Origin of the sequence: Phenylobacterium sp., from assembly GCF_046291545.1 — a bacterium.
Lineage (GTDB): Bacteria > Pseudomonadota > Alphaproteobacteria > Caulobacterales > Caulobacteraceae > Phenylobacterium.
Window position 1 is genome coordinate 1 of the sequence record NZ_JBKBSM010000023.1, and the last position, 17,653, is coordinate 17,653.

At 70.0% G+C, this 17,653-nt stretch carries 18 protein-coding genes, 1 tRNA gene and 1 pseudogene; 4 read left to right on the forward strand and 16 right to left on the reverse strand.

From position 1 onward, the window contains the following. Together ACK4YQ_RS19385 and ACK4YQ_RS19390 are read right to left on the reverse strand one after the other, a co-directional pair. Positions 1-202 (reverse strand): annotated as a pseudogene (locus ACK4YQ_RS19385) (RidA family protein); the annotation flags it as partial. A 134-nt stretch (positions 203-336) separates the two neighbouring features. Beyond that, positions 337-771, reverse strand: a complete 435-nt coding sequence (locus ACK4YQ_RS19390; protein ID WP_409613920.1) for a phasin family protein — start codon at positions 769-771, stop codon at positions 337-339. A gap of 338 nt (positions 772-1,109) precedes the next feature. Here ACK4YQ_RS19390 and ACK4YQ_RS19395 point away from each other — a divergent pair, with 338 nt between their 5' ends. Further along, on the forward strand, positions 1,110-2,321 hold the full coding sequence (locus tag ACK4YQ_RS19395; protein WP_409613923.1) for a D-alanyl-D-alanine carboxypeptidase: 1,212 nt from the start codon (positions 1,110-1,112) through the stop codon (positions 2,319-2,321). 6 nt (positions 2,322-2,327) lie between these two features. On the opposite strand, the gene ACK4YQ_RS19400 is transcribed toward ACK4YQ_RS19395, so the two are convergent. From ACK4YQ_RS19400 to ACK4YQ_RS19425, 6 genes are all read right to left on the reverse strand, one after another. After that, positions 2,328-2,756, reverse strand: a complete 429-nt coding sequence (locus ACK4YQ_RS19400) for a J domain-containing protein (protein ID WP_409613926.1) — start codon at positions 2,754-2,756, stop codon at positions 2,328-2,330. Between the two features lie 6 nt (positions 2,757-2,762). Then, positions 2,763-3,584 carry a division plane positioning ATPase MipZ gene (locus tag ACK4YQ_RS19405; RefSeq protein ID WP_409613929.1) on the reverse strand — a complete coding sequence of 274 codons (822 nt, stop codon included), beginning with the start codon at positions 3,582-3,584 and terminating at the stop codon, positions 2,763-2,765. Between the two features lie 125 nt (positions 3,585-3,709). Beyond that, on the reverse strand, positions 3,710-4,117 hold the full coding sequence (locus ACK4YQ_RS19410; RefSeq protein WP_409613932.1) for a DUF1489 family protein: 408 nt from the start codon (positions 4,115-4,117) through the stop codon (positions 3,710-3,712). 5 nt (positions 4,118-4,122) lie between these two features. Continuing rightward, the gene (locus ACK4YQ_RS19415) at positions 4,123-6,006 is read right to left on the reverse strand and encodes an acetyl/propionyl/methylcrotonyl-CoA carboxylase subunit alpha (protein ID WP_409613935.1); all 1,884 of its coding nucleotides are present in this window, start codon (positions 6,004-6,006) and stop codon (positions 4,123-4,125) included. A 1-nt stretch (position 6,007) separates the two neighbouring features. Next, positions 6,008-6,853, reverse strand: a complete 846-nt coding sequence (locus ACK4YQ_RS19420; RefSeq protein WP_409613937.1) for an enoyl-CoA hydratase-related protein — start codon at positions 6,851-6,853, stop codon at positions 6,008-6,010. Positions 6,854-6,875: 22 nt separating this feature from the next. Then, positions 6,876-8,483 carry a carboxyl transferase domain-containing protein gene (locus ACK4YQ_RS19425; protein ID WP_409613940.1) on the reverse strand — a complete coding sequence of 536 codons (1,608 nt, stop codon included), beginning with the start codon at positions 8,481-8,483 and terminating at the stop codon, positions 6,876-6,878. 109 nt (positions 8,484-8,592) lie between these two features. Between ACK4YQ_RS19425 and ACK4YQ_RS19430 the strand changes: the two genes are divergently transcribed. Further along, the gene (locus tag ACK4YQ_RS19430) at positions 8,593-10,383 is read left to right on the forward strand and encodes a patatin-like phospholipase family protein (RefSeq protein ID WP_409613943.1); all 1,791 of its coding nucleotides are present in this window, start codon (positions 8,593-8,595) and stop codon (positions 10,381-10,383) included. Positions 10,384-10,695: 312 nt separating this feature from the next. On the opposite strand, the gene ACK4YQ_RS19435 is transcribed toward ACK4YQ_RS19430, so the two are convergent. Continuing rightward, positions 10,696-11,055 carry a nuclear transport factor 2 family protein gene (locus ACK4YQ_RS19435; protein ID WP_409613946.1) on the reverse strand — a complete coding sequence of 120 codons (360 nt, stop codon included), beginning with the start codon at positions 11,053-11,055 and terminating at the stop codon, positions 10,696-10,698. Between the two features lie 128 nt (positions 11,056-11,183). Here ACK4YQ_RS19435 and ACK4YQ_RS19440 point away from each other — a divergent pair, with 128 nt between their 5' ends. Continuing rightward, a complete protein-coding gene (locus ACK4YQ_RS19440) occupies positions 11,184-11,975 on the forward strand; it encodes a helix-turn-helix domain-containing protein (RefSeq protein WP_409613949.1) in 792 nt (263 codons plus the stop codon). Between the two features lie 18 nt (positions 11,976-11,993). On the opposite strand, the gene ACK4YQ_RS19445 is transcribed toward ACK4YQ_RS19440, so the two are convergent. The 5 genes from ACK4YQ_RS19445 to ACK4YQ_RS19465 form a co-directional block, all read right to left on the reverse strand. Continuing rightward, a complete protein-coding gene (locus ACK4YQ_RS19445; protein WP_409613952.1) occupies positions 11,994-13,160 on the reverse strand; it encodes an isovaleryl-CoA dehydrogenase in 1,167 nt (388 codons plus the stop codon). A 46-nt stretch (positions 13,161-13,206) separates the two neighbouring features. After that, the gene (locus ACK4YQ_RS19450; RefSeq protein WP_409613955.1) at positions 13,207-14,295 is read right to left on the reverse strand and encodes a lysozyme; all 1,089 of its coding nucleotides are present in this window, start codon (positions 14,293-14,295) and stop codon (positions 13,207-13,209) included. Between the two features lie 73 nt (positions 14,296-14,368). After that, entirely contained in the window at positions 14,369-15,799 is a 1,431-nt protein-coding gene (gene mgtE, locus ACK4YQ_RS19455) for a magnesium transporter (RefSeq protein ID WP_409613958.1), read from the reverse strand. 57 nt (positions 15,800-15,856) lie between these two features. Then, positions 15,857-15,941: transfer RNA gene (locus ACK4YQ_RS19460), tRNA-Leu, on the reverse strand. 64 nt (positions 15,942-16,005) lie between these two features. Continuing rightward, entirely contained in the window at positions 16,006-16,245 is a 240-nt protein-coding gene (locus ACK4YQ_RS19465; RefSeq protein WP_409613961.1) for a FliM/FliN family flagellar motor switch protein, read from the reverse strand. A gap of 83 nt (positions 16,246-16,328) precedes the next feature. Between ACK4YQ_RS19465 and lipB the strand changes: the two genes are divergently transcribed. Then, on the forward strand, positions 16,329-17,051 hold the full coding sequence (lipB, locus tag ACK4YQ_RS19470; protein WP_409613964.1) for a lipoyl(octanoyl) transferase LipB: 723 nt from the start codon (positions 16,329-16,331) through the stop codon (positions 17,049-17,051). A gap of 10 nt (positions 17,052-17,061) precedes the next feature. Here the strand turns inward: lipB and ACK4YQ_RS19475 are convergent, their stop codons facing one another. Both ACK4YQ_RS19475 and ACK4YQ_RS19480 read right to left on the reverse strand, forming a co-directional pair. Continuing rightward, the gene (locus ACK4YQ_RS19475; RefSeq protein WP_409613967.1) at positions 17,062-17,466 is read right to left on the reverse strand and encodes a DUF805 domain-containing protein; all 405 of its coding nucleotides are present in this window, start codon (positions 17,464-17,466) and stop codon (positions 17,062-17,064) included. Between the two features lie 66 nt (positions 17,467-17,532). Then, positions 17,533-17,653 (reverse strand): acetyl-CoA carboxylase biotin carboxyl carrier protein subunit (locus tag ACK4YQ_RS19480; protein WP_409613325.1); only part of this gene is annotated, 121 nt, incomplete at its 5' end.

The window sequence follows — 17,653 nt, forward strand, 5'->3', positions numbered from 1 at the left end:
GGCGCGCGGCGCGCCGCGCCGCCTCCAGGTCGACGTCCTCGCCGACCACGCCCCGCACTCCGCCGGCGGCGTCGATCGACACCTGGCCGGAGATGTGGACGAGCGACCCGCTCCTCACGAACGGGACATAGTTGGCGACGGGGGCGACGGGCTGGGGAAGCGTGATCCCGAGCGCGACCAGACGTTCTTCGACCTTGGACATGGGCTATCGTCTAGCGCGGTTTCCCCCGTCCTGTGAACGGGCCGCATGCGTGCGTCGCGCAAAAGAAAAGCCCCGGACCATTCTCAGGTCCGGGGCCCTCATAAGGCGTCGGGGAGGAACGACGCCCAGATGTCTTAGCGGGCGGCCTGCAGGCGCTCGACGGCGGCGGTCACGCGCTCGTTGATCGGCTTCATGCTGTCCTTCACCGAGGCGGCGACGGTCTCGGACATCTTGCCGACCTCGGCCATGTAGGCTTCCAGGGCGCTCTTGGCGAAGGAGGTCTGCAGTTCGACCACTTCCTGGATGCTCTTGGCGGCGGCCAGCGACTTGGCGGCGGCGACCTGGTCCTCGACCGACTTCTTCGAGTAGGCCATGGCCTGGGCGCCCAGGGTCTCGGCGCCCTTGGTGGCGGCGGTCACCGAGGCGATCAGCGCTTCGAGGTTGCTCTTGGAATAGCTGTTGACGTCGTTCAGGGCGCCGAGGGTCTTTTCGACGGCGTCCTTGAAAGCTTGGTTGCTGGAGGCGGTGAACTGTTCGACCGTGGTCTTCATCGCGTCGGCGGCGGCCATGGGGTGAACTCCTGGATCTGGCGGTTGCGGCTCGCGCCGCAAGAGGGGCTGGGGCGGTACGCTGGGCGGCTACACGGGACGTCAAATGCCATGTTGCAGTGCAGCAGTCAAGACATTTTGTGCAGTGCACAATCGCCAATCACGCGAGTTGTGATCGGCGGCGCCCGCGACAAAAGGGCTCCGTCAACTCCTGTTTACCATCGGGCAAGGCCCGCAGGAGCATGCTAGAGTTTCCATCGGTGGCTCGGGGGCCGCTTCAACCCACCCAGTTTCGACGGTCGACGCCCATGTTCGGACACGCCCGCCACGTTCTCGTTACGTTTGGCATCGCAGCAGTCATGGCCCTGGCGCCTCTGGTCCAGCCGATACAGGCGCAGGCGGCCTCTTTCATACCGTCGAGCCAGCCAAAGTACGCGGCGATCGTGGTCGACGCCTCTTCCGGCGAGGTGCTCTACGCAAAACGCGCGGACAGCCCCAGGTATCCCGCCTCCATCACGAAGGTGATGACGCTCTACCTCACCTTCGAGGCGCTCGAGTCCGGCAAGCTGAAGCTCACGGACCGGGTCCCGATCTCGCCCCGCGCCGCCGCCCAGCCGCCCACCAAGCTCGGCCTGCGCGCCGGCGATTCGATCAGCGTCGAAGATGCGATGTACGCCCTGGCCCTGAAGTCGGCCAACGACATCGCCGTGGCCATGGCCGAGAAGCTCGGCGGCACGGAGAGCCGGTTCGCCGCCCTGATGACCCTGCGCGCCCAGGAACTGGGCATGACCAACACGCGCTTCGTGAACGCCTCCGGCCTGCCCGACAGCCGCCAGATCACCACGGCCCGCGACCTGGCGATCCTCTCGCGCGCCGTGATGCGCGACTACCCGCAGCACTACAAGCTGTTCAACACCCAGGTTCACGTCGTGCGCGGGCAGACCCTGCGCAACCACAATCGCCTGCTCGGCAGAATGGACGGCGTCGACGGCATCAAGACCGGCTTCACCAACGCCTCGGGCTTCAATCTCGCCGCCTCCGCCGTGCGCGACGGCCGCCGGCTGATCGCGGTCGTGCTGGGCGGCCCCTCCACCGCCATCCGCGACGAGAACGCCCAGGACCTTCTGCTGACCGGCTTCGACGTCGTCGCCCGCCGCGCCCGCGGCGAGAACATCACCATCGCCCAGAACCTGTTCGAGCCCGAGCCCTCGGGCGGGGTCGTCCGCCCCTCGGTCGAACAGGGCGACGGCGAACAGGACGAACTGAAGATCGTCCTGGCCTCCGCCGATCCCCCCAAGCACACCTCTTCGGTCAAGCCCGTGCAACCCGCCAAGGGCAAGTGGGTGGTGCAGGTCGGCGCCTTCCGCTCCAAGTCGGACGCGCGCGAGCAGCTGAGCTTCGTCAAGCAGCGCTTCGGCAAGCAGTTCGCCGGCATGGAGGGCTTCGTCGCCGAGCCGGTGGGCGGCGCCTGGCGCTCGCGCTTTAAGGGCTTCGACGAACGGTCCGCCAAGGCCGCGTGCAGCGCGATGAAGGCCAAGCGCCTGGCCTGCATGGTCGTCGCACCGGGCTGAGCCGCCCTATTTTCCGAGCAGCCGGTCCCGGGCGGCGTTGAGCTGAGCGGCCAGGCCGCTGGTGCCGCCCTTGTCCGGATGCGCCATCCGCATCAGGCGCGAATGGGCGGCCCTGATCTCCTGGACCGAGGCGTCCGCCCCGACGCCCAGGATCGAGCGCGCCTCGTCCAGCGACATGCCTGAGGACGGACGGGCAGCAGACCCCGGGCCAAGGCCGGTCTTGCGGGCCGAAGCCGCCAGCCACAGGCCCACGACCACCAGCACGATGGCCTTGCCCCAGCCCCCGCGCAGGCCCACGAACGCCGCCGCCGAGAAGGCGGCCAGCGCAAAGGCTGCAGATAGCAGCCGCCATTCACGCCGTTTGAGGATCGGCTTGCCGCCGCTCAGCCAGACGATCAGCGCCAGGGCTGCGAAGCCGATCGCGAGATAGATCATGCCCCCTTATTCGGCGGCGAGCATCGGCGCGTCCAGTCCCGTCAGCCCGAGGGAAGCCACAAGGGCGCGAAGCTCTTGCCGCGCGGCCACATGCTGCAGCGACATGGCCACCGGACGGATCGTCGGCGACAGGTCGGCGATCGTCAGGCCGAAGGGGAACAGTTCCCGATAGATGACGCGGTCGCGCAGCCCGGGACCGACCCGGAAGCCCACTCGCCGCGACAGGGCCTGGACCCGCTGGTCGAGACGCTTGCGGTTGCGCGCCTCGGTCGGCGCCAGGCGGTTGCGCAGGACCACCCAGTCGATCGAACGGCCCTTGGCCGCCGCCCGCGCCTTGCGGCTGTTCCAGACCGTCTCGGAGTAGAGGCTCGGCCGCTTGAGGTCGAGGGTGACTGGATCCACCACGCCCAGCATGTCGAAATCGACGAAGCTGTCGTTCATCGGCGTCACGATCAGGTCGGCCAGGCCGTGGGCGGTGCGGCTGACCGCGGTGTCGCCCCCGGGCGTGTCGATGAGCACGAAGTCGGCCTCGTTGCTGGCCTGATCGAACGCCGCCTCGAAGCGCGCCACCGCCTCCGCGTCGGGCGCGGTGGCCAGGTCGATGCTCAGCGGAAACTCCAGCGGCATCGGCGCGACCGCGCCGTTGGCGTCCAGCCAGGCGCGCCGATTGGCGAAGAAGTGGCCCATGGACTGCTGGCGCAGGTCCAGATCCAGCACCGCCACCCGAGCGCCTCCGTGCAGGAGGGCCGTCACCAGATGGATGGCGATGGTCGACTTGCCCGCGCCCCCCTTCTCGTTGCCGACGACGATTACGTTCGTCTGGGCCATGGATTCCCCCAACTCACTGCCGGCGCGAGGCCGATGATTCGCAAAGGTTAACGTGGAGCGTGGAGGGGTTTTGCGTCAACGCGGCGACAGCCGGCGGCTGTGGACGGATCGCCGCATGCCGCCCGTCACCAGGCCCCCGCCTCACGCAACTGGCGGGCAAGTTCCGGCGGAATCTCGCCGCCGATCTCCGATTCGAGGTCCGGGGGCGCGTCCTTGCCGTCCAGATATCGCCAGCCTTGGAACGCCCGGCGCGGGGTCGGCGCCACGCGGACGCACTCGGCGTCCAGCGTCACTTCGCAGCGGGCACCCGCCCCCTCGCCCACCGTATCCACCGCCAGGATCTTCTGGCGGCACAAGATCACGCCCTTGAACACCCGGTAGAGCGAGCCGCCTGTGACCAGCTCGTCGGCGCGCTTAGGCGTCTGGCGGGTGTGCATCACCCACGGCCGCCCCGGCCGCTCCTCGGCGTGCCACGCCAGCAGCTCCTCCACCGTGTCGCAGCCCACGCACAGCTTGATCATGTGCAGCGCCATGGCCGCTAGTCCCGCGGGGTCAGGGCGACCAGCAGCACGCCCTCGCCGACCTGGTCTCCGGTCGCCGCGGCCATCCGCTCCACCACGGCGTCGAAAGGCGCGACCAGGGCATGCTCCATCTTCATGGCTTCCAGGGTGACGAGCACCTGGCCCTTGGCCACCACATCGCCGGTGGCGGCGCCGACGGCCGCCACCTTGCCGGGCATCGGCGCACGAAGCTGGCCGTCGCCGCCCGATTCTCCCAGATGACCGGCCGGCGGGTCGAGCGAGAAAGCGTAGGCCTCTCCGGCGTCAAACACGATCAGGTCGCCCTCGTCCGTCGCCAGCACGTCGCGCCCCGCCCCTTCCGCCGCCAGCGGCGCGCGCACCGGACGGCCGTCCAGGAACAGGCGCACGTGACTTGCCGGGGGGGCGTTCAGGCGAAAGCCGGTCAGGGCTCGCCACGGCGAAGCCGGCTCATCTGTGGCCTCGGCGCGGACCGTGAGCGCCGCGGCCGCGGCCGCGGCCAGCGCGCCGTCCGAGGGCCCGGCCGGGACCAGGTCCGCCGATTGCGAATCGATGAACCCGGTGTCGATCCCGCCGGCGATGAAGTCCGGGTGTTCCAGGCAGCGCGTCAGGAACGCCGCATTGGTCTTCACGGGCCAGACCTCGACGCCCGCGCAGGCGCCGGCCAGGGTCGCCAGCGCGTCCTCCCGAGACTCGCCCCGGGCGATCAGCTTGGCGATCATCGGATCGTAGAAGGGCGTAACCTCGCCGCCCTCCTCCACCCCCGAATCGACCCTCACGCCGGCCGGCAGGCGCAGATGCTCCAGGGGGCCGATGGAAGGCAGGAATCCGTTGGCCGGATTCTCCGCGTACAGGCGCGCCTCCACTGCATGGCCGGAGAGGGTGATCGCGTCCTGCTTCAGCGGCAACGGCTCGCCGGCCGCCACGCGAAGTTGCCATTCCACTAGGTCCAGCCCGGTGACGGCCTCCGTCACCGGATGCTCCACCTGCAGCCGGGTGTTCATCTCCATGAACCAGATGCGGTCGGCCCGCAGGCCCTGGCTGGCGTCGGCGATGAACTCCACCGTGCCCGCGCCGACATAGCCAACCGCACGGGCGGCGCGCACCGCCGCCTCGCAGACCGCCGCCCGGGCGTCCTCGCCCATGCCCGGCGCCGGCGCCTCTTCGATCACCTTCTGGTGGCGGCGCTGCAGCGAACAATCCCGCTCGAACAGGTGGACGACTTCGCCGTGGGCGTCGCCGAACACCTGCACCTCGATGTGGCGCGGCCGAAGGACATAGGTCTCGAGCAGGACGCGGTCGTCGCCGAAGGCGGCGGCAGCTTCGCGACGGCATCCGGCCAGGGCGGCTGCGAAGTCCTCGGCCCGGTCCACGCGGCGCATGCCCTTGCCGCCGCCCCCCGCCACGGCCTTGATCAGCACCGGATATCCGATCGCCTCGGCCTCGCCGGCCAGCCGCTCGGGCGACTGGTCCTCGCCCATGTAGCCGGGCGTGACCGGCACGCCCGCCTTGGCCATCAGCGCCTTGGCCGCATCCTTCAGCCCCATGGCCCGGATCGCGGCGGCGGGCGGCCCGACCCATACCAGGCCCGCAGCCTGCACGGCCTCGGCGAAGTCGGCGTTCTCGGACAGGAAGCCATAGCCGGGATGGATCGCCTGGGCGCCGGTCTGCTTCGCCGCGGCGATGATCCGCTCCCCGACCAGATAGCTCTCCCGCGCCGCCGCCGGCCCGATGCGCACGGCCCGGTCCGCCTCGCGCACATGCGGAGCGTCCGCATCGGCGTCGGAATGGACCGCCACGGTCGCGATACCCAGCCGGCGGGCGGTGCGGAAGATGCGCCGGGCGATCTCGCCGCGGTTGGCGACCAGGAGCGAGGTCAGCATCTCAGCCCTGCTGCGCCCAGCCCGGTTTGCGCCGCTCCAGGAACGCGCGAACGCCCTCCTGCCCCTCGGGGCTGACGCGCACGCGGGCGATCCGCCGCGCGGTCTCCTCCATCAGCGCGCGATCGATGTGCCGGCCCACGACATCGCTCACCAGCCGCTTGGATTCGGCCACCGCCTGCGGCCCGCAGGCCATGGTCTGATCGATGATCCGCTCGGCGGCCGCGCCCAGCGCGTCGAAGTCGTCCGCCGCCTCGGTGATCAGGCCCACGCGCTCGGCGTAGGCCGCGTCGAACACGCGCCCCGTGGCGAACAGTGTCCGCGCGGTCCGGGGGCCGACCGCCGCCACCACATAGGGGCTGATCGTCGCCGCGATCAGGCCAAGCCGAACCTCCGAGAAGCTGAACTTCGCATCCCGGGTCGCCAGGGCGACGTCGCAGGCCGCCGCCAGGCCGGCGCCGCCGCCGAAGGCGCCGCCATGGATCATCGCCACCGTGAGGGCCGGCAGGTCCCACAGCGCCTTCAGCATCTTCGCCATCTCGAAGGCGTCTTCGCGGTTCTCGGATTCCGTATAGCCGGCCGCGTCGCGCATCCATTCGAGGTCCGCGCCCGCGCAGAAGGTGTCGCCGGCGCCGCGGATCAGCACCACGCGTACGCCCTCCGCGCCGCGCAGGGTCTCGAACGCCTCGTGCAGAGCCGCGATCAGCTCCGCGTTGAAGGCGTTCTTCCGGTCCGGCCGGTTCAAGGTGACGACTTCGATCCCCTCGAGGGAGGAGTCGATGTGCACCAGAGGCGAGTTGGCGTTGCTGTCGACGACCTCGACCAGGGGGTCGACGATGGGGTTGGGCATGTTCTTACTCCCGCCTCTGGGGCTACATCCGAAAGACGCCGAAGCGCGTCTCGGACACGGGCGCGTTCAGCGCCGCCGATATGGACAGACCAAGGACGTCGCGGGTTTGCGCCGGATCAATCACCCCGTCGTCCCACAGCCGGGCCGTGGCGAAATAGGGGTTGCCCTCGTCCTCGTACTTCTGGCGCACCGGGGCCTTGAACGCCTCTTTCTCCGCCGGGCTCCACTTGCCGGCGTCGCGGTGGACCGTGGCCAGCACGCTGGCGGCCTGCTCGCCGCCCATCACGCTGATTCGGCTGTTGGGCCAGGTCCAGAGGAACCGCGGCGAATAGGCCCGCCCGCACATGCCGTAGTTGCCGGCTCCGAACGAGCCGCCGATCAGCACGGTGAACTTTGGAACCTCGGCCGACGCGACGGCGGTGACCAGCTTGGCCCCGTCCTTGGCGATGCCGCCAGCCTCGTATTTTCCGCCGACCATGAAACCGGAGATGTTCTGCAGGAACACCAAAGGAATCCGCCGCTTGCACGCGAGTTCTATGAAGTGGGCGCCCTTCAGCGCGCTCTCGGAAAAGAGCACGCCGTTGTTGGCCAGGATCGCCACCGGATAGCCCCAGATCCGCGCGAAGCCGGTCACCAGGGTGGTCCCGTAGAGCGGCTTGAACTCGTCGAAGTGGGATCCGTCGACGATGCGGGCGATCACCTCGCGCACTTCGTACGGCGCGCGCACGTCGGTGGGCACGATCCCGTACAACTCGGCGGGATCGAAGGCGGGCGGACGCGGCTCGGCCAGGTCCAGATCGACGCGCTTGACGGTGTTCAGGTTCGCAACGATCGAGCGGACGATCGATAGGGCGTGCTCATCGTCCACCGCCACATGGTCGACGACGCCGGAGCGGCGGCCATGGGTGTCCGCCCCGCCCAGGTCGGTGGCGCTGATCACCTCCCCGGTCGCGGCTTTCACCAACGGCGGCCCGCCCAGGAAGATCGTGCCCTGGCTCTCCTCGCCGGCGCCGCGCACGATCACGGTCTCGTCGCTCATCGCCGGCACATAGGCCCCGCCCGCGGTGCATGAACCCATGACGCAGGCGATCTGGGCGATCCCCTCGGCGCTCATCCGCGCCTGATTGTAGAAGATGCGGCCGAAATGCTCCCGGTCGGGGAAGACCTCGGCCTGGTGCGGCAGGTTCGCTCCGCCGGAGTCCACCAGGTAGACGCAGGGAAGCCGGTTCTGGAGCGCGACTTCCTGCGCCCGCAGGTGCTTCTTCACCGTCATCGGATAGTAGGCGCCGCCCTTCACGGTGGCGTCATTGGCGATGATCAGCGTCTCGCGACCGCTCACCCGGCCGATCCCGGTGATCAGCCCCGCCCCCGGCGCCTCGCCGCCGTACATGGCGAACGCCGCCAGGGCGCCAAGCTCCAGGAACGGCGAGCCCGGGTCGATGAGGCGCATCACCCGTTCGCGGGGCAACAGCTTGCCGCGGGCCTCGTGGCGCCGGCGCGAATCCTCCGATCCGCCGAGCGCCGCCTGCGCGGTCCGCGTGCGCAGTTCTTCCGCCAGGGCCCGGTTGACGGCCGCATTGGCCGCGAAGGACGCCGCATTCGTGTCGATGGCCGTCGTGAGTTTCGGCATGGGGAGAGGCATAGCCGCCGCGCCGCCGCCGCGCCAGAGCACGATCAAGGCGGCGTCTGCGCGAAATGCGGACTCCACATCTGTCGCACGCACGGCCTAGGCTGCAGCCGTGGCCAGATTGCCGGAGATTCCCGTCGATTCGGCGCTCGCGCGCCTGTTCGCCAAGCCTCGGGTCGAGGCCGAAGCGACCTGGTTCTCCGTGCCTGGGGGCCTGCCGCTCTACAGGTCCGGGGAACCTGCGGACCAGCTCTTCCTGGTGCGCGCCGGCCGCCTGGCGGCCATCCGGCGCGAGGCCGGCCAAGAGCCGCAGTTCCTGGGCGTGATCAAGCCCGGCGAGCCCGCCGGCGAAATGGCGCTGATGGCCGGAACCGCCCATTCGGCGGATGTGATGGCGCTGCGCGACTCCGAGATCTTCGCCCTGCCCCGCGACGTGTTCTTCGACGCCGCCGAGTCCGATCCCGCTGTCATGACCGAGCTGGCGCGGCTGATGATCCTGCGCACCCGCCAGGCCGCCCAACGCGGCGTCGGGGGCGAACCGTCGGTCTTTGGCTTCGTCACCGTAGGGCGGCCCGTCGCGCTTCGGCCCATCGTCGACCGGATCGGCCGCGCGATCGGCCGCCTGGGCTACAGCGTCACCGTGATCGGCGCCGAAGCGACCCATGCGCCGACCGAGTGGTTCTCGGAAGTCGAGCGCACGCACGACTTCGTGCTCTATCTGGCCGAGGCCGAGGAACTGGGGTGGCGCGCCCTCGTCAGCCGCCAGGTCGACCGCCTGTTCCGCGTGGGCCGGGGCGACCAGCCCCCGCCCAGGATCACGCCCAATCCCGCCCTGGCCGCGCCGCTGGAAGCCCAAGCCATGGTCGACCTTATCCTGGTCCAGCCGGCGGATTGCGCCATGCCCCAGGGCGCCGAGGCCTGGGTCAAGGCGATCAACCCGGCCCGGGTGATCCACCTGCGCCGCGAAGGCGAGGCGGACGTCGAGCGCTTGGCGCGCATTATCACCGGCCAGTCGGTGGGCCTGGTGCTCTCCGGCGGCGGGGCGCGGGCCTACGCCCATGTCGGCGCCATCCGCGCCTTGCGCGAACGCGGCGTACCGCTGGACTTCGTCGGCGGCGCGTCCATGGGGGCCATCGTCGCCGCCGGGGTGGCGATGGGTTGGGACGACGCCGAACTCGACCATCGGATCCGCAAGGCCTTCGTCGACTCCAGCCCCCTCGACGACATCGCCTTTCCGCTCCTGGCCATGACCCAGGGCCTGAAGGTCAGCGAGCGCCTCGCCGAGCATTTCGGCGAGGTCGCCATTTCCGACCTGTGGCTGCCGTTCTTCTGTGTCTCGTCGAACCTGACCACCGGCGCCTACCACCTGCACCGGCGCGGGCGCCTCACGCGGGCGCTGCGGGCCACCATCGCCCTGCCCGGCATCCTGCCGCCGGCCACCGACCACAACGAGGTTCTGGTCGACGGCGCCGTGCTCAAGAACTTCCCCGCCGACATCATGCGTTCGGTGCAGTCGGGGCCGGTCGTCGGCGTCGACGTCACCCGCGGGCGCAGCATCACGGCCGACGACGTCGCCCGCCCGGAGTCGGTCTGGCGCTGGCTCTTCTCCGGCCAATGGCGCAAGGGCCCGCCGATCGTGTCGCTGCTGATGCGCGCCGCCACCGTTTCCACGGGCCGCGACCTCGCCGCGGCCCGCGAGGCCACCGACGTGCTGATCACGCCAGAGGTCGCGGGCGTGGAGATCCGTGATTGGGAGGCCTACGACCCCGCCGTCCAGGCCGGCTACCAGGCCACCCTTGCAGCCCTGGACGCGCTGGATCGGCCGGTCAGCGAGCTGCGCAGACGGCCGAGCCTCGAAGAGATCCCGGCCCAGCCCCGCACCTTCGCGGGCGTCGTCCGCTAGGCGCCGATTCAGCCGCATCCGCAGGCGTCCGACGCACGCCGGCGCCCAGCGTCAGGGCGCCGCAGGTCTCGGGCGCACCCCAGGGTTTGCGGATGGCGCCGCACGGGCCCATATTCCGAGTCCCTGTTCAACAGCTGAAAGGAGGTGATCCAGTGTCTCATAGTTCCACCCGTAGCTCGGTGACCGTGACCTGGACCTCCGCGAACGAGGTCCGCGCCTAAGCCCCGGTTCGGGCGAAGGTTCGGCGCCGCTCTGCGGACCGACTATGGAAGGGCCGCCCCCGACAATGGGGCGGCCCTTTGCGGTTCAGGGTCAGGCCGGGGCGAAGTCGATGAAGCCGGTGATGGCCGCCAGCCGCTCGCCGTCGGTGACGCCGAAGTCGGTTCCACCCACCACCGGCTCGCCGCCGTCCGGGCCCAGCGCCCAGCCGAAGCGGACGCGATCGTTGTGCGCGTCCACCTCACCTACCCGCCGCATGACGAAGCCGGGGAAGCGAGCCTGCACCCCGGCGATCATCGCGTCGATGCCCTCCACCCCGTCCCCGGCCATCACCGGGTCCAGGTAGCTACCATCCGCGCGCCAGGTACGGGCGATCAGGTCGCGGCGCAGATTCGGGTCCGTCTCGTTCCAGGCGGCGATGTAGCGGTCGATGAGTTCGTCGGTCGCGGTCATGGGAGATCTCCACGGCGAAGGGCGGCGCAGGAGCGCGCCGTGGAACCAAGGCTGGGCGCCTCCCGGCATCGGGTCGATTACGCCATCGGTAATGGCCACGCCGCGCCCTGCAGCCGTATGGTCGGCTCATGAGCGACATCCCCGCCGCCGTCGGCGGCCACCTCCGCGCCTGGCGCCAGCGCCGCCGTCTCAGCCAGCTCGACCTCGCCTGCGAGGCCGAGATATCCACCCGACACCTGAGCTTCCTGGAGACCGGCCGGGCCCTGCCGAGCCGCCAGATGGTGCTCCGCCTGGCCGACCGCCTGGATGTGCCCCTTCGCGACCGCAACGTGATGCTGGTCGCCGCCGGCTATGCGCCGGTGTTCCCGGAGCGGCCCCTCGACGATCCGGCGCTGAAGGCGGCCCGGGAGGCGGTCGACCTCATCCTCACCGGCCATGAGCCCTTCCCGGCGCTGGCGGTGGACCGGGCCTGGAACCTCGTCGCCGCCAACCGCGCCGTGGCGCCGCTCATGGCGCTGGTCGACCCCGAACTGCTGACGGGAAAGGTCAACGTCCTTCGCCTGAGCCTGCATCCGCGGGGCTTGGCGCCGCGGGTCGAGAACCTGACCGAGTGGCGCGCCCACATCCTGGACCGGCTGCGCCGGGAGGTCGAACTCACGGCCGATCCCGGGCTCGAGGCTCTGCACGCCGAGTTGCGCGGCTACCCGGCGCCGGCCGGCGCGCCCGCCCGCGTCGGCGCCGCGTTCGGCGGAGTCGCCATCCCGCTGCGCCTGAACACGCCGGGTGGAGCCCTGTCGTTCCTCACGACGACAACGGTGTTCGGCACGCCGGTGGACATCACCCTTTCCGAACTGACCCTGGAGACCTTTTTTCCGGCCGACGAGGCCACCGCGGCGGCGCTGCGCGCCCAGCCGCTCTGAGGCCCCGGCCGTTCAGGCCTAGGCGCCGATGAGCTCGCGGCCGATCAGGTAGCGCCGGATCTCGTTGGTCCCGGCCCCGATGTCGTAGAGCTTGGCGTCCCGCAGCAGCCGTTCCACCGGATAGTCCCGGGTGTAGCCGGCGCCGCCCAGGGCCTGGATCGCTTCGAGCGCGCACTTCACGGCGTTCTCGCTCGCCATCAGGATCGCGCCGGCGGCGTCGAAGCGGGTGGTGAGCCCCGCATCGCACGCCCGGGCCACCGCATAGACGTAGGCCCGCGCCGAATTCAGCGCCACGTACATGTCGGCGACCTTGGCCTGCATGAGCTGGAACGACCCGATCGGCTTGCCGAACTGCTTGCGCTCACGGACGTACGGCAGGACGACATCCAGACAGGCCTGCATGATCCCGAGCGGCCCGCCCGAGAGCACGCACCGCTCGTAGTCGAGCCCACTCATCAGCACGCCGACGCCGCCGTTCTCCTGCCCGAGGACGTTCTCCTCGGGGACCTCGCAGTCCTCGAACACCAGCTCGCCGGTGTCGGAGCCGCGCATCCCCAGCTTGTCGAGTTTCTGGGCGCAGGAGAAACCCTTGAAGTCCTGTTCGATCAGGAACGCGGTCACGCCGCGCGAATCGGCGTCCGGCGAGGTCTTGGCGTACACCACCAAGACATCCGCATGGGGGCCGTTGGTGATCCAGAACTTGGTCCCGTTCAGCACGAAACGGTCGCCCCGGCGCTCGGCCCGCAGTCGCATGGAGACCACGTCGGACCCGGCGCCGGCCTCGCTCATCGCCAGGGCGCCGACGTGCTCGCCGCTGATCAGCCTGGGAAGGTAGCGGCGCTTTTGCTCCTCGGAGCCCCAGCGTCGGATCTGGTTGATGCAGAGGTTCGAGTGCGCGCCGTAGGACAGGCCCACGGCCGCGGAGGCGCGGCTCACCTCCTCCATCGCCACCACGTGCTCCAGGTAGCCCAGGCCAAGGCCGCCGTAGGCTTCCTCGACCGTCACGCCGTGCAGCCCCAGGTCGCCCATGTGCGGCCAGATCTGACGCGGAAAGCTGTTGGCCTCGTCGATCTCGGCGGCGATAGGGGCGATGACGTCGGCGGCGAAGCGCGCCGTCGTCTCGCGGATGGCGTCGGCGGTTTCGCCCAGAGCGAAGTCCAGCGAGGGTCCGTGGTTCGGGATCATGCGGCATGGGTTAGCACGCCGCCGGGCGCGGTGCGAACCCCGCCGCCTACTCGGAAGTCGGGCCCGCCAGGCCGCCGCTGTCGCCGCCCAGGCGTTCGAGCAGCAGATAGGCGGCGACCCCGAAGCAGCCGATCCCCACGACGCCGACGAACCAGGAGATCGCCAGGGGACTCAAAAGGCCGCCGTCGGTCGCCGCGTCAGCGCTGAAGGCGAAGTAGAGCGCCCAGGCGAACAGGATCAGGCCCACCGCCGCCAGCAGCAGCAGCGGCCCGCTCGTGGCGGGGCGGGCCGGCGGCTCAGGCGCGGGCCCCGGCGGCTCGGGCGGCAGTCCGGAGACGGTGCGCACGGGGGCGGCGGACGCCTGCTGCCGCGGCTCGGGCGCCGGCTCCTCCACGATCAGCCGTCCGGCGTCGGATTCTGCGGCCGGTTCCGGCTCGGACGGCGGCGCGGTCTCGGGCACGATGGCCTGGAGCCGCGCCACGGTGGCGGCGACCGCCGCCGGCACCGGGCTCTCGTCTTCCCGGGGCGGAGCGGGACGCGGCGCCGGCGCCTCGTCGCGGGTCAGGGCCAGCCGGCCGCCGGCCGTCGTCTCGCGCAAGGCGACCGGCGCCTCGTCCGGCACCCCGCCCCAGCGGTCGGCGTCGATCTTAGGCGGCAGTAGCGGCGTAGAGGTCGCGATCCAGCCGCCCAAGGGGGTCAGGAACAGGGTCTTTTCGGCGGCCCGCCGCCGCACCAGGGCGTCGACGACGATGCGCTCGCCCTCGAAATCGGCCTTGCGCCACAGTTCCATCGCGCAGGCGGCCTCGATCAGCGCGCCCTCGTTGATCCGGCGCAGCACGCTCGAATGGCGGAAGTTCTCCAGGCCGATGTTGAAGGCGAAGGCGCAGAGGGCGTCGAACTGGTTCTGGTTGAGCGGCGTCAGGGTCCACTCGTTGATGCTGTGGGCCACGCCGATCAGGTCGTAGATCAGAAGCGCCTCGGCGTCCCGTTCCGAGACCTGCGCTCCGGCCCGGGCGGTCTGGGTATGGCCATAGCCGATGGTCCAGCGTCCGTCGGTCAACTGCGCCGCCTCCGGCCGAAAACCTTCGAACCGCTTGATCAGGTCGATCGCGGACTTGGAGACCTGATGACGCACGTGCCTGCCCCACTTGACCCAGATTGAAACGGACGCGCGAGCGTCCTCCTCAAGGCCGCAAGATAGGGGCCGCTCACAACAGAATGAGGGCCGCGAGTCCCAGGAATGAGAAGAAACCTGTGAAGTCGGTGGTGAAGGTCACGAACACCGCGGAGGAGACGGCCGGGTCGCGCCCCATCCGGTCCAGGGCCAGCGGCACCAGGGCGCCCGCCAGGCCGGCCATGAAGAAGTTGGCCACCAGGGCCGCCCCGAAGGTGATGCTCAACCGGGCGTCATGGAAAATGAACAGGATCGCCAGCCCGGTGATCAACGCCAGCGCCAGGCCGTTCAGCACCCCCACCAGCACCTCGCGGCTCACGGTGCGCACGGCGTTGTAGGCCGACAGCTCGCGGTTGGCCAAGGCGCGCACCGCCACCGCCAGGGTCTGGGTGCCCGCGCTGCCCCCAAGGGAAGCGACGATCGGCATCAGCATGGCCAGGGTGACCAGCTTGGCGATCTCGCCCTCGAAGGCGCGGATCACGCTGGCCGAGGCCGCCGCCGTGACCGTGTTGATCAGGAGCCACGGCAGGCGCGAGCGCACCATGTCCAGGATATCGGCGTTGCGGCCCGCGTCGGACACGCCGGCCAGGGCGAGGATGTCCTCCTCGCTCTCCTCATGGATGACGCCCACGATGTCGTCGACCGTGATCTGCCCCACCAGCCGGCCCGCCACGTCGACCACGGGCGCCGAGATCAGGTGGTACTTGTCGAAGATGTAGGCGACCTCTTCCTGGTCCATGCCCACGGGGATTTCCGTCACCGGCTCCATGATCTGGGCCAGAGGCACGTCGCGCCGCGACCGCAGAAGGTGGCTGACCGGCGCGGCGCCCACAGGCTTGTAGGTCGGGTCGACGACATAGATGTCGAAGAACAGCTCGGGCAGGTCGTCGCCCTCGCGCCGGAAGTGGTCGATCGCCTGTCCCACGGTCCAGAACTGCGGCGCGGCGACCACCTCGCGCTGCATCAGGCGTCCGGCGGTTTCGTCGCCATAGGCCAGGGAGGTCTCGATCGCCGCCCGCTCCACCTCGGGCATGGCCGCGAGCACCTGGGCCCGCTTGTCGGCCTCCAGGTCGTCGACCACGTCGGCGGCGTCGTCCGAATCGAGCTCACCGAGGGCCTTGGCGAGGGTCGCGGGGGCGACGGTCTCCAGCACCTCCTCGCGGATCTCGGTGTCCAGTTCCGAAAGGATTTCGGCCAGGGCTTCCGGATCGAGGTGCGCCAGCACTTCCTCCCGGTACTCCGCCGACAGGAAGCCCATGAGGTCGGCCACGTCGGCCGGGTGCAAGGCGCCCAGCAGCTCGCGCAGGCGCTCGGCGGCGCCGCGGTCGGCCGCATCGACCACCATGTCGACGAATTCGGGATTGAGGGCGTAGTCCTCGCCCAGGGCGAGGTCTTCCAGGTCCTCTTCCGTTTCGGGCGTTTCCGGGTCCACAGCTTCGGCAAGGTCGGCCGCATCTCGGCTCATGAAGACCTCCCTGGCTCGCGACTAGGATTCCCGACGGTTCTGACGATCCTGATTCACTGGTGCGGTCGAGAAGACTCGAACTTCCACGGGTTGCCCCACAGCGACCTCAACGCTGCGCGTCTACCAATTCCGCCACGACCGCTCGTGGTGAGGCGCGGGGCGTAGCAAACCGCCGCGCATTTGTGAAGTGCGGCTTGGAAACGAAGTCAGGAGGCGCCAGCCATGTAGTCGTAGACGTCGGCGGCCCGGGTCACGGCGATCGAGATCTTCTCGTCGTTGATCTGAATCTCCCCCCGCGCCACGGGATGGTTGTTGGCCAGGATCCAGACCTCCTCGTTGACCGAGGCGTCCAGGGGAATCACCGCGCCGCGGCCCATCCGCAGGAGTTGCTGCATGGGCAATGTCGAGCGGCCGAGCACCACGGCGATCTCAACGTTGACGGCCATCACCTGACTCACGAAGGAAATCCCCTCTGATGCACGCGGACGGCCCTGTTCGGCGAACCGCCCGAGCCCCACATTGGTCCGACATGCTTGACCGCTCGTTAAACCACGACGCCGCCCCCCGCTTCGCCCGGGACGACGGGGTACCCGCCGGCTGGGCCGTGAGCCCTGGACTGGTCGACTATCCGGCCGCCGTGGCCGCCATGGAGGCGCGGGCCCAGGCGATCGCCGAGGGAAGCGCCGGCGAGCTGGTCTGGCTGCTGGAGCATCCGCCCCTCTACACCGCCGGCGTGTCGGCCAAGGCGTCCGACCTCATCGATCCGGACCGATTCCCGGTTCACCGCAGCGCCCGCGGCGGGCAGTTCACCTATCATGGCCCCGGCCAACGGGTGGCCTATGTGATGCTCGACCTGACCCATCGCCAGCGCGACGTGCGCGCCTTCGTCGCAGCCCTGGAAGCCTGGATCATCGGCGCCCTCGCCCGCTTCAACGTCGAGGGTCAGATCCGTGACGGCCGCGTCGGGGTCTGGGTGGAGCGGCGGACCCCCGGCGTCCCAGCCCGCGAGGACAAGATCGCCGCGATCGGCGTCAAGCTGCGCCGCTGGGTGTCGTTCCACGGGATAGCGCTGAACGTGGAGCCGGACCTGACCCACTTCTCCGGCATTGTGCCCTGCGGGGTGACCGAGCACGGCGTCACCAGCCTGGTGGACCTCGGCCTGCCCGTCACCCTCGATGAAGCCGACGAGGCCCTGAGGGCGAGCTTCCGCGACGTCTTCGGCGAGGTCCAGCCGGCGGCCCCGCCCCTCTGACCGGGCCTGGTCAGGCCGCCTGCGGCCTTAAGGGATTGGCGCCGTAGCGGTTGAAGCCCTGTTCGCCCGGCAGGACGCCCAGCTCAACCCCCGACCAGATCAGCACCAGCACGAACAGGAAGTCGAAGAAGCTGGTCGGCTGCGGCCACACCGCGACCAGGGCGAACAGGATCAGCGCCGCCCACCATCCCGACCGCCCGCGGTCATGAAGACGCTTGGAAAGCACGCAGGCGCCGCAGAACAGCAGCAGCGGATAGACCACCCAGCCGGTGATCCAGTGCAGGGTCGGGCCCATCGCCGCTTCATAGATCGCCGCCCCCGCCACCAGGATCGCCGCGGCGATCAGGAACGGCGCGCGGGAGATGCGCCCGGCGCCCGAGAAGAAGAGCTCGGCCCATCCCATTCCGCCGCCCATGCGCGCCTCCGACGATTCTAGCGGGGGCAATATAGCCTCGCCCCGGCCGCTGCGATCAGGCCGTCCTCACACGAACTCCATGAGGATGTCGTCAGCGGCGACGGAGTCGCCGGGTTTGGGACCGACGGACTTGATGGTTCCGTCGTGTTCGGCGCGGATGATGTTCTGCATTTTCATGGCCTCGATG

Excerpts from the sequence above, each read along its gene's own strand:
- ACK4YQ_RS19390 (WP_409613920.1), bottom strand. The coding sequence starts at position 771 with ATGGCCGCCGCCGACGCGATGAAGACCACGGTCGAACAGTTCACCGCC.
- ACK4YQ_RS19395 (WP_409613923.1), top strand. The coding sequence starts at position 1,110 with ATGGCCCTGGCGCCTCTGGTCCAGCCGATACAGGCGCAGGCGGCCTCT.
- ACK4YQ_RS19400 (WP_409613926.1), bottom strand. The coding sequence starts at position 2,756 with ATGATCTATCTCGCGATCGGCTTCGCAGCCCTGGCGCTGATCGTCTGG.
- ACK4YQ_RS19405 (WP_409613929.1), bottom strand. The coding sequence starts at position 3,584 with ATGGCCCAGACGAACGTAATCGTCGTCGGCAACGAGAAGGGGGGCGCG.
- ACK4YQ_RS19410 (WP_409613932.1), bottom strand. The coding sequence starts at position 4,117 with ATGGCGCTGCACATGATCAAGCTGTGCGTGGGCTGCGACACGGTGGAG.
- ACK4YQ_RS19415 (WP_409613935.1), bottom strand. The coding sequence starts at position 6,006 with ATGCTGACCTCGCTCCTGGTCGCCAACCGCGGCGAGATCGCCCGGCGC.
- ACK4YQ_RS19420 (WP_409613937.1), bottom strand. The coding sequence starts at position 6,853 with ATGCCCAACCCCATCGTCGACCCCCTGGTCGAGGTCGTCGACAGCAAC.
- ACK4YQ_RS19425 (WP_409613940.1), bottom strand. The coding sequence starts at position 8,483 with ATGCCGAAACTCACGACGGCCATCGACACGAATGCGGCGTCCTTCGCG.
- ACK4YQ_RS19435 (WP_409613946.1), bottom strand. The coding sequence starts at position 11,055 with ATGACCGCGACCGACGAACTCATCGACCGCTACATCGCCGCCTGGAAC.
- ACK4YQ_RS19440 (WP_409613949.1), top strand. The coding sequence starts at position 11,184 with ATGAGCGACATCCCCGCCGCCGTCGGCGGCCACCTCCGCGCCTGGCGC.
- ACK4YQ_RS19445 (WP_409613952.1), bottom strand. The coding sequence starts at position 13,160 with ATGATCCCGAACCACGGACCCTCGCTGGACTTCGCTCTGGGCGAAACC.
- mgtE (WP_409613958.1), bottom strand. The coding sequence starts at position 15,799 with ATGAGCCGAGATGCGGCCGACCTTGCCGAAGCTGTGGACCCGGAAACG.
- ACK4YQ_RS19465 (WP_409613961.1), bottom strand. The coding sequence starts at position 16,245 with ATGGCCGTCAACGTTGAGATCGCCGTGGTGCTCGGCCGCTCGACATTG.
- lipB (WP_409613964.1), top strand. The coding sequence starts at position 16,329 with ATGCTTGACCGCTCGTTAAACCACGACGCCGCCCCCCGCTTCGCCCGG.
- ACK4YQ_RS19475 (WP_409613967.1), bottom strand. The coding sequence starts at position 17,466 with ATGGGCGGCGGAATGGGATGGGCCGAGCTCTTCTTCTCGGGCGCCGGG.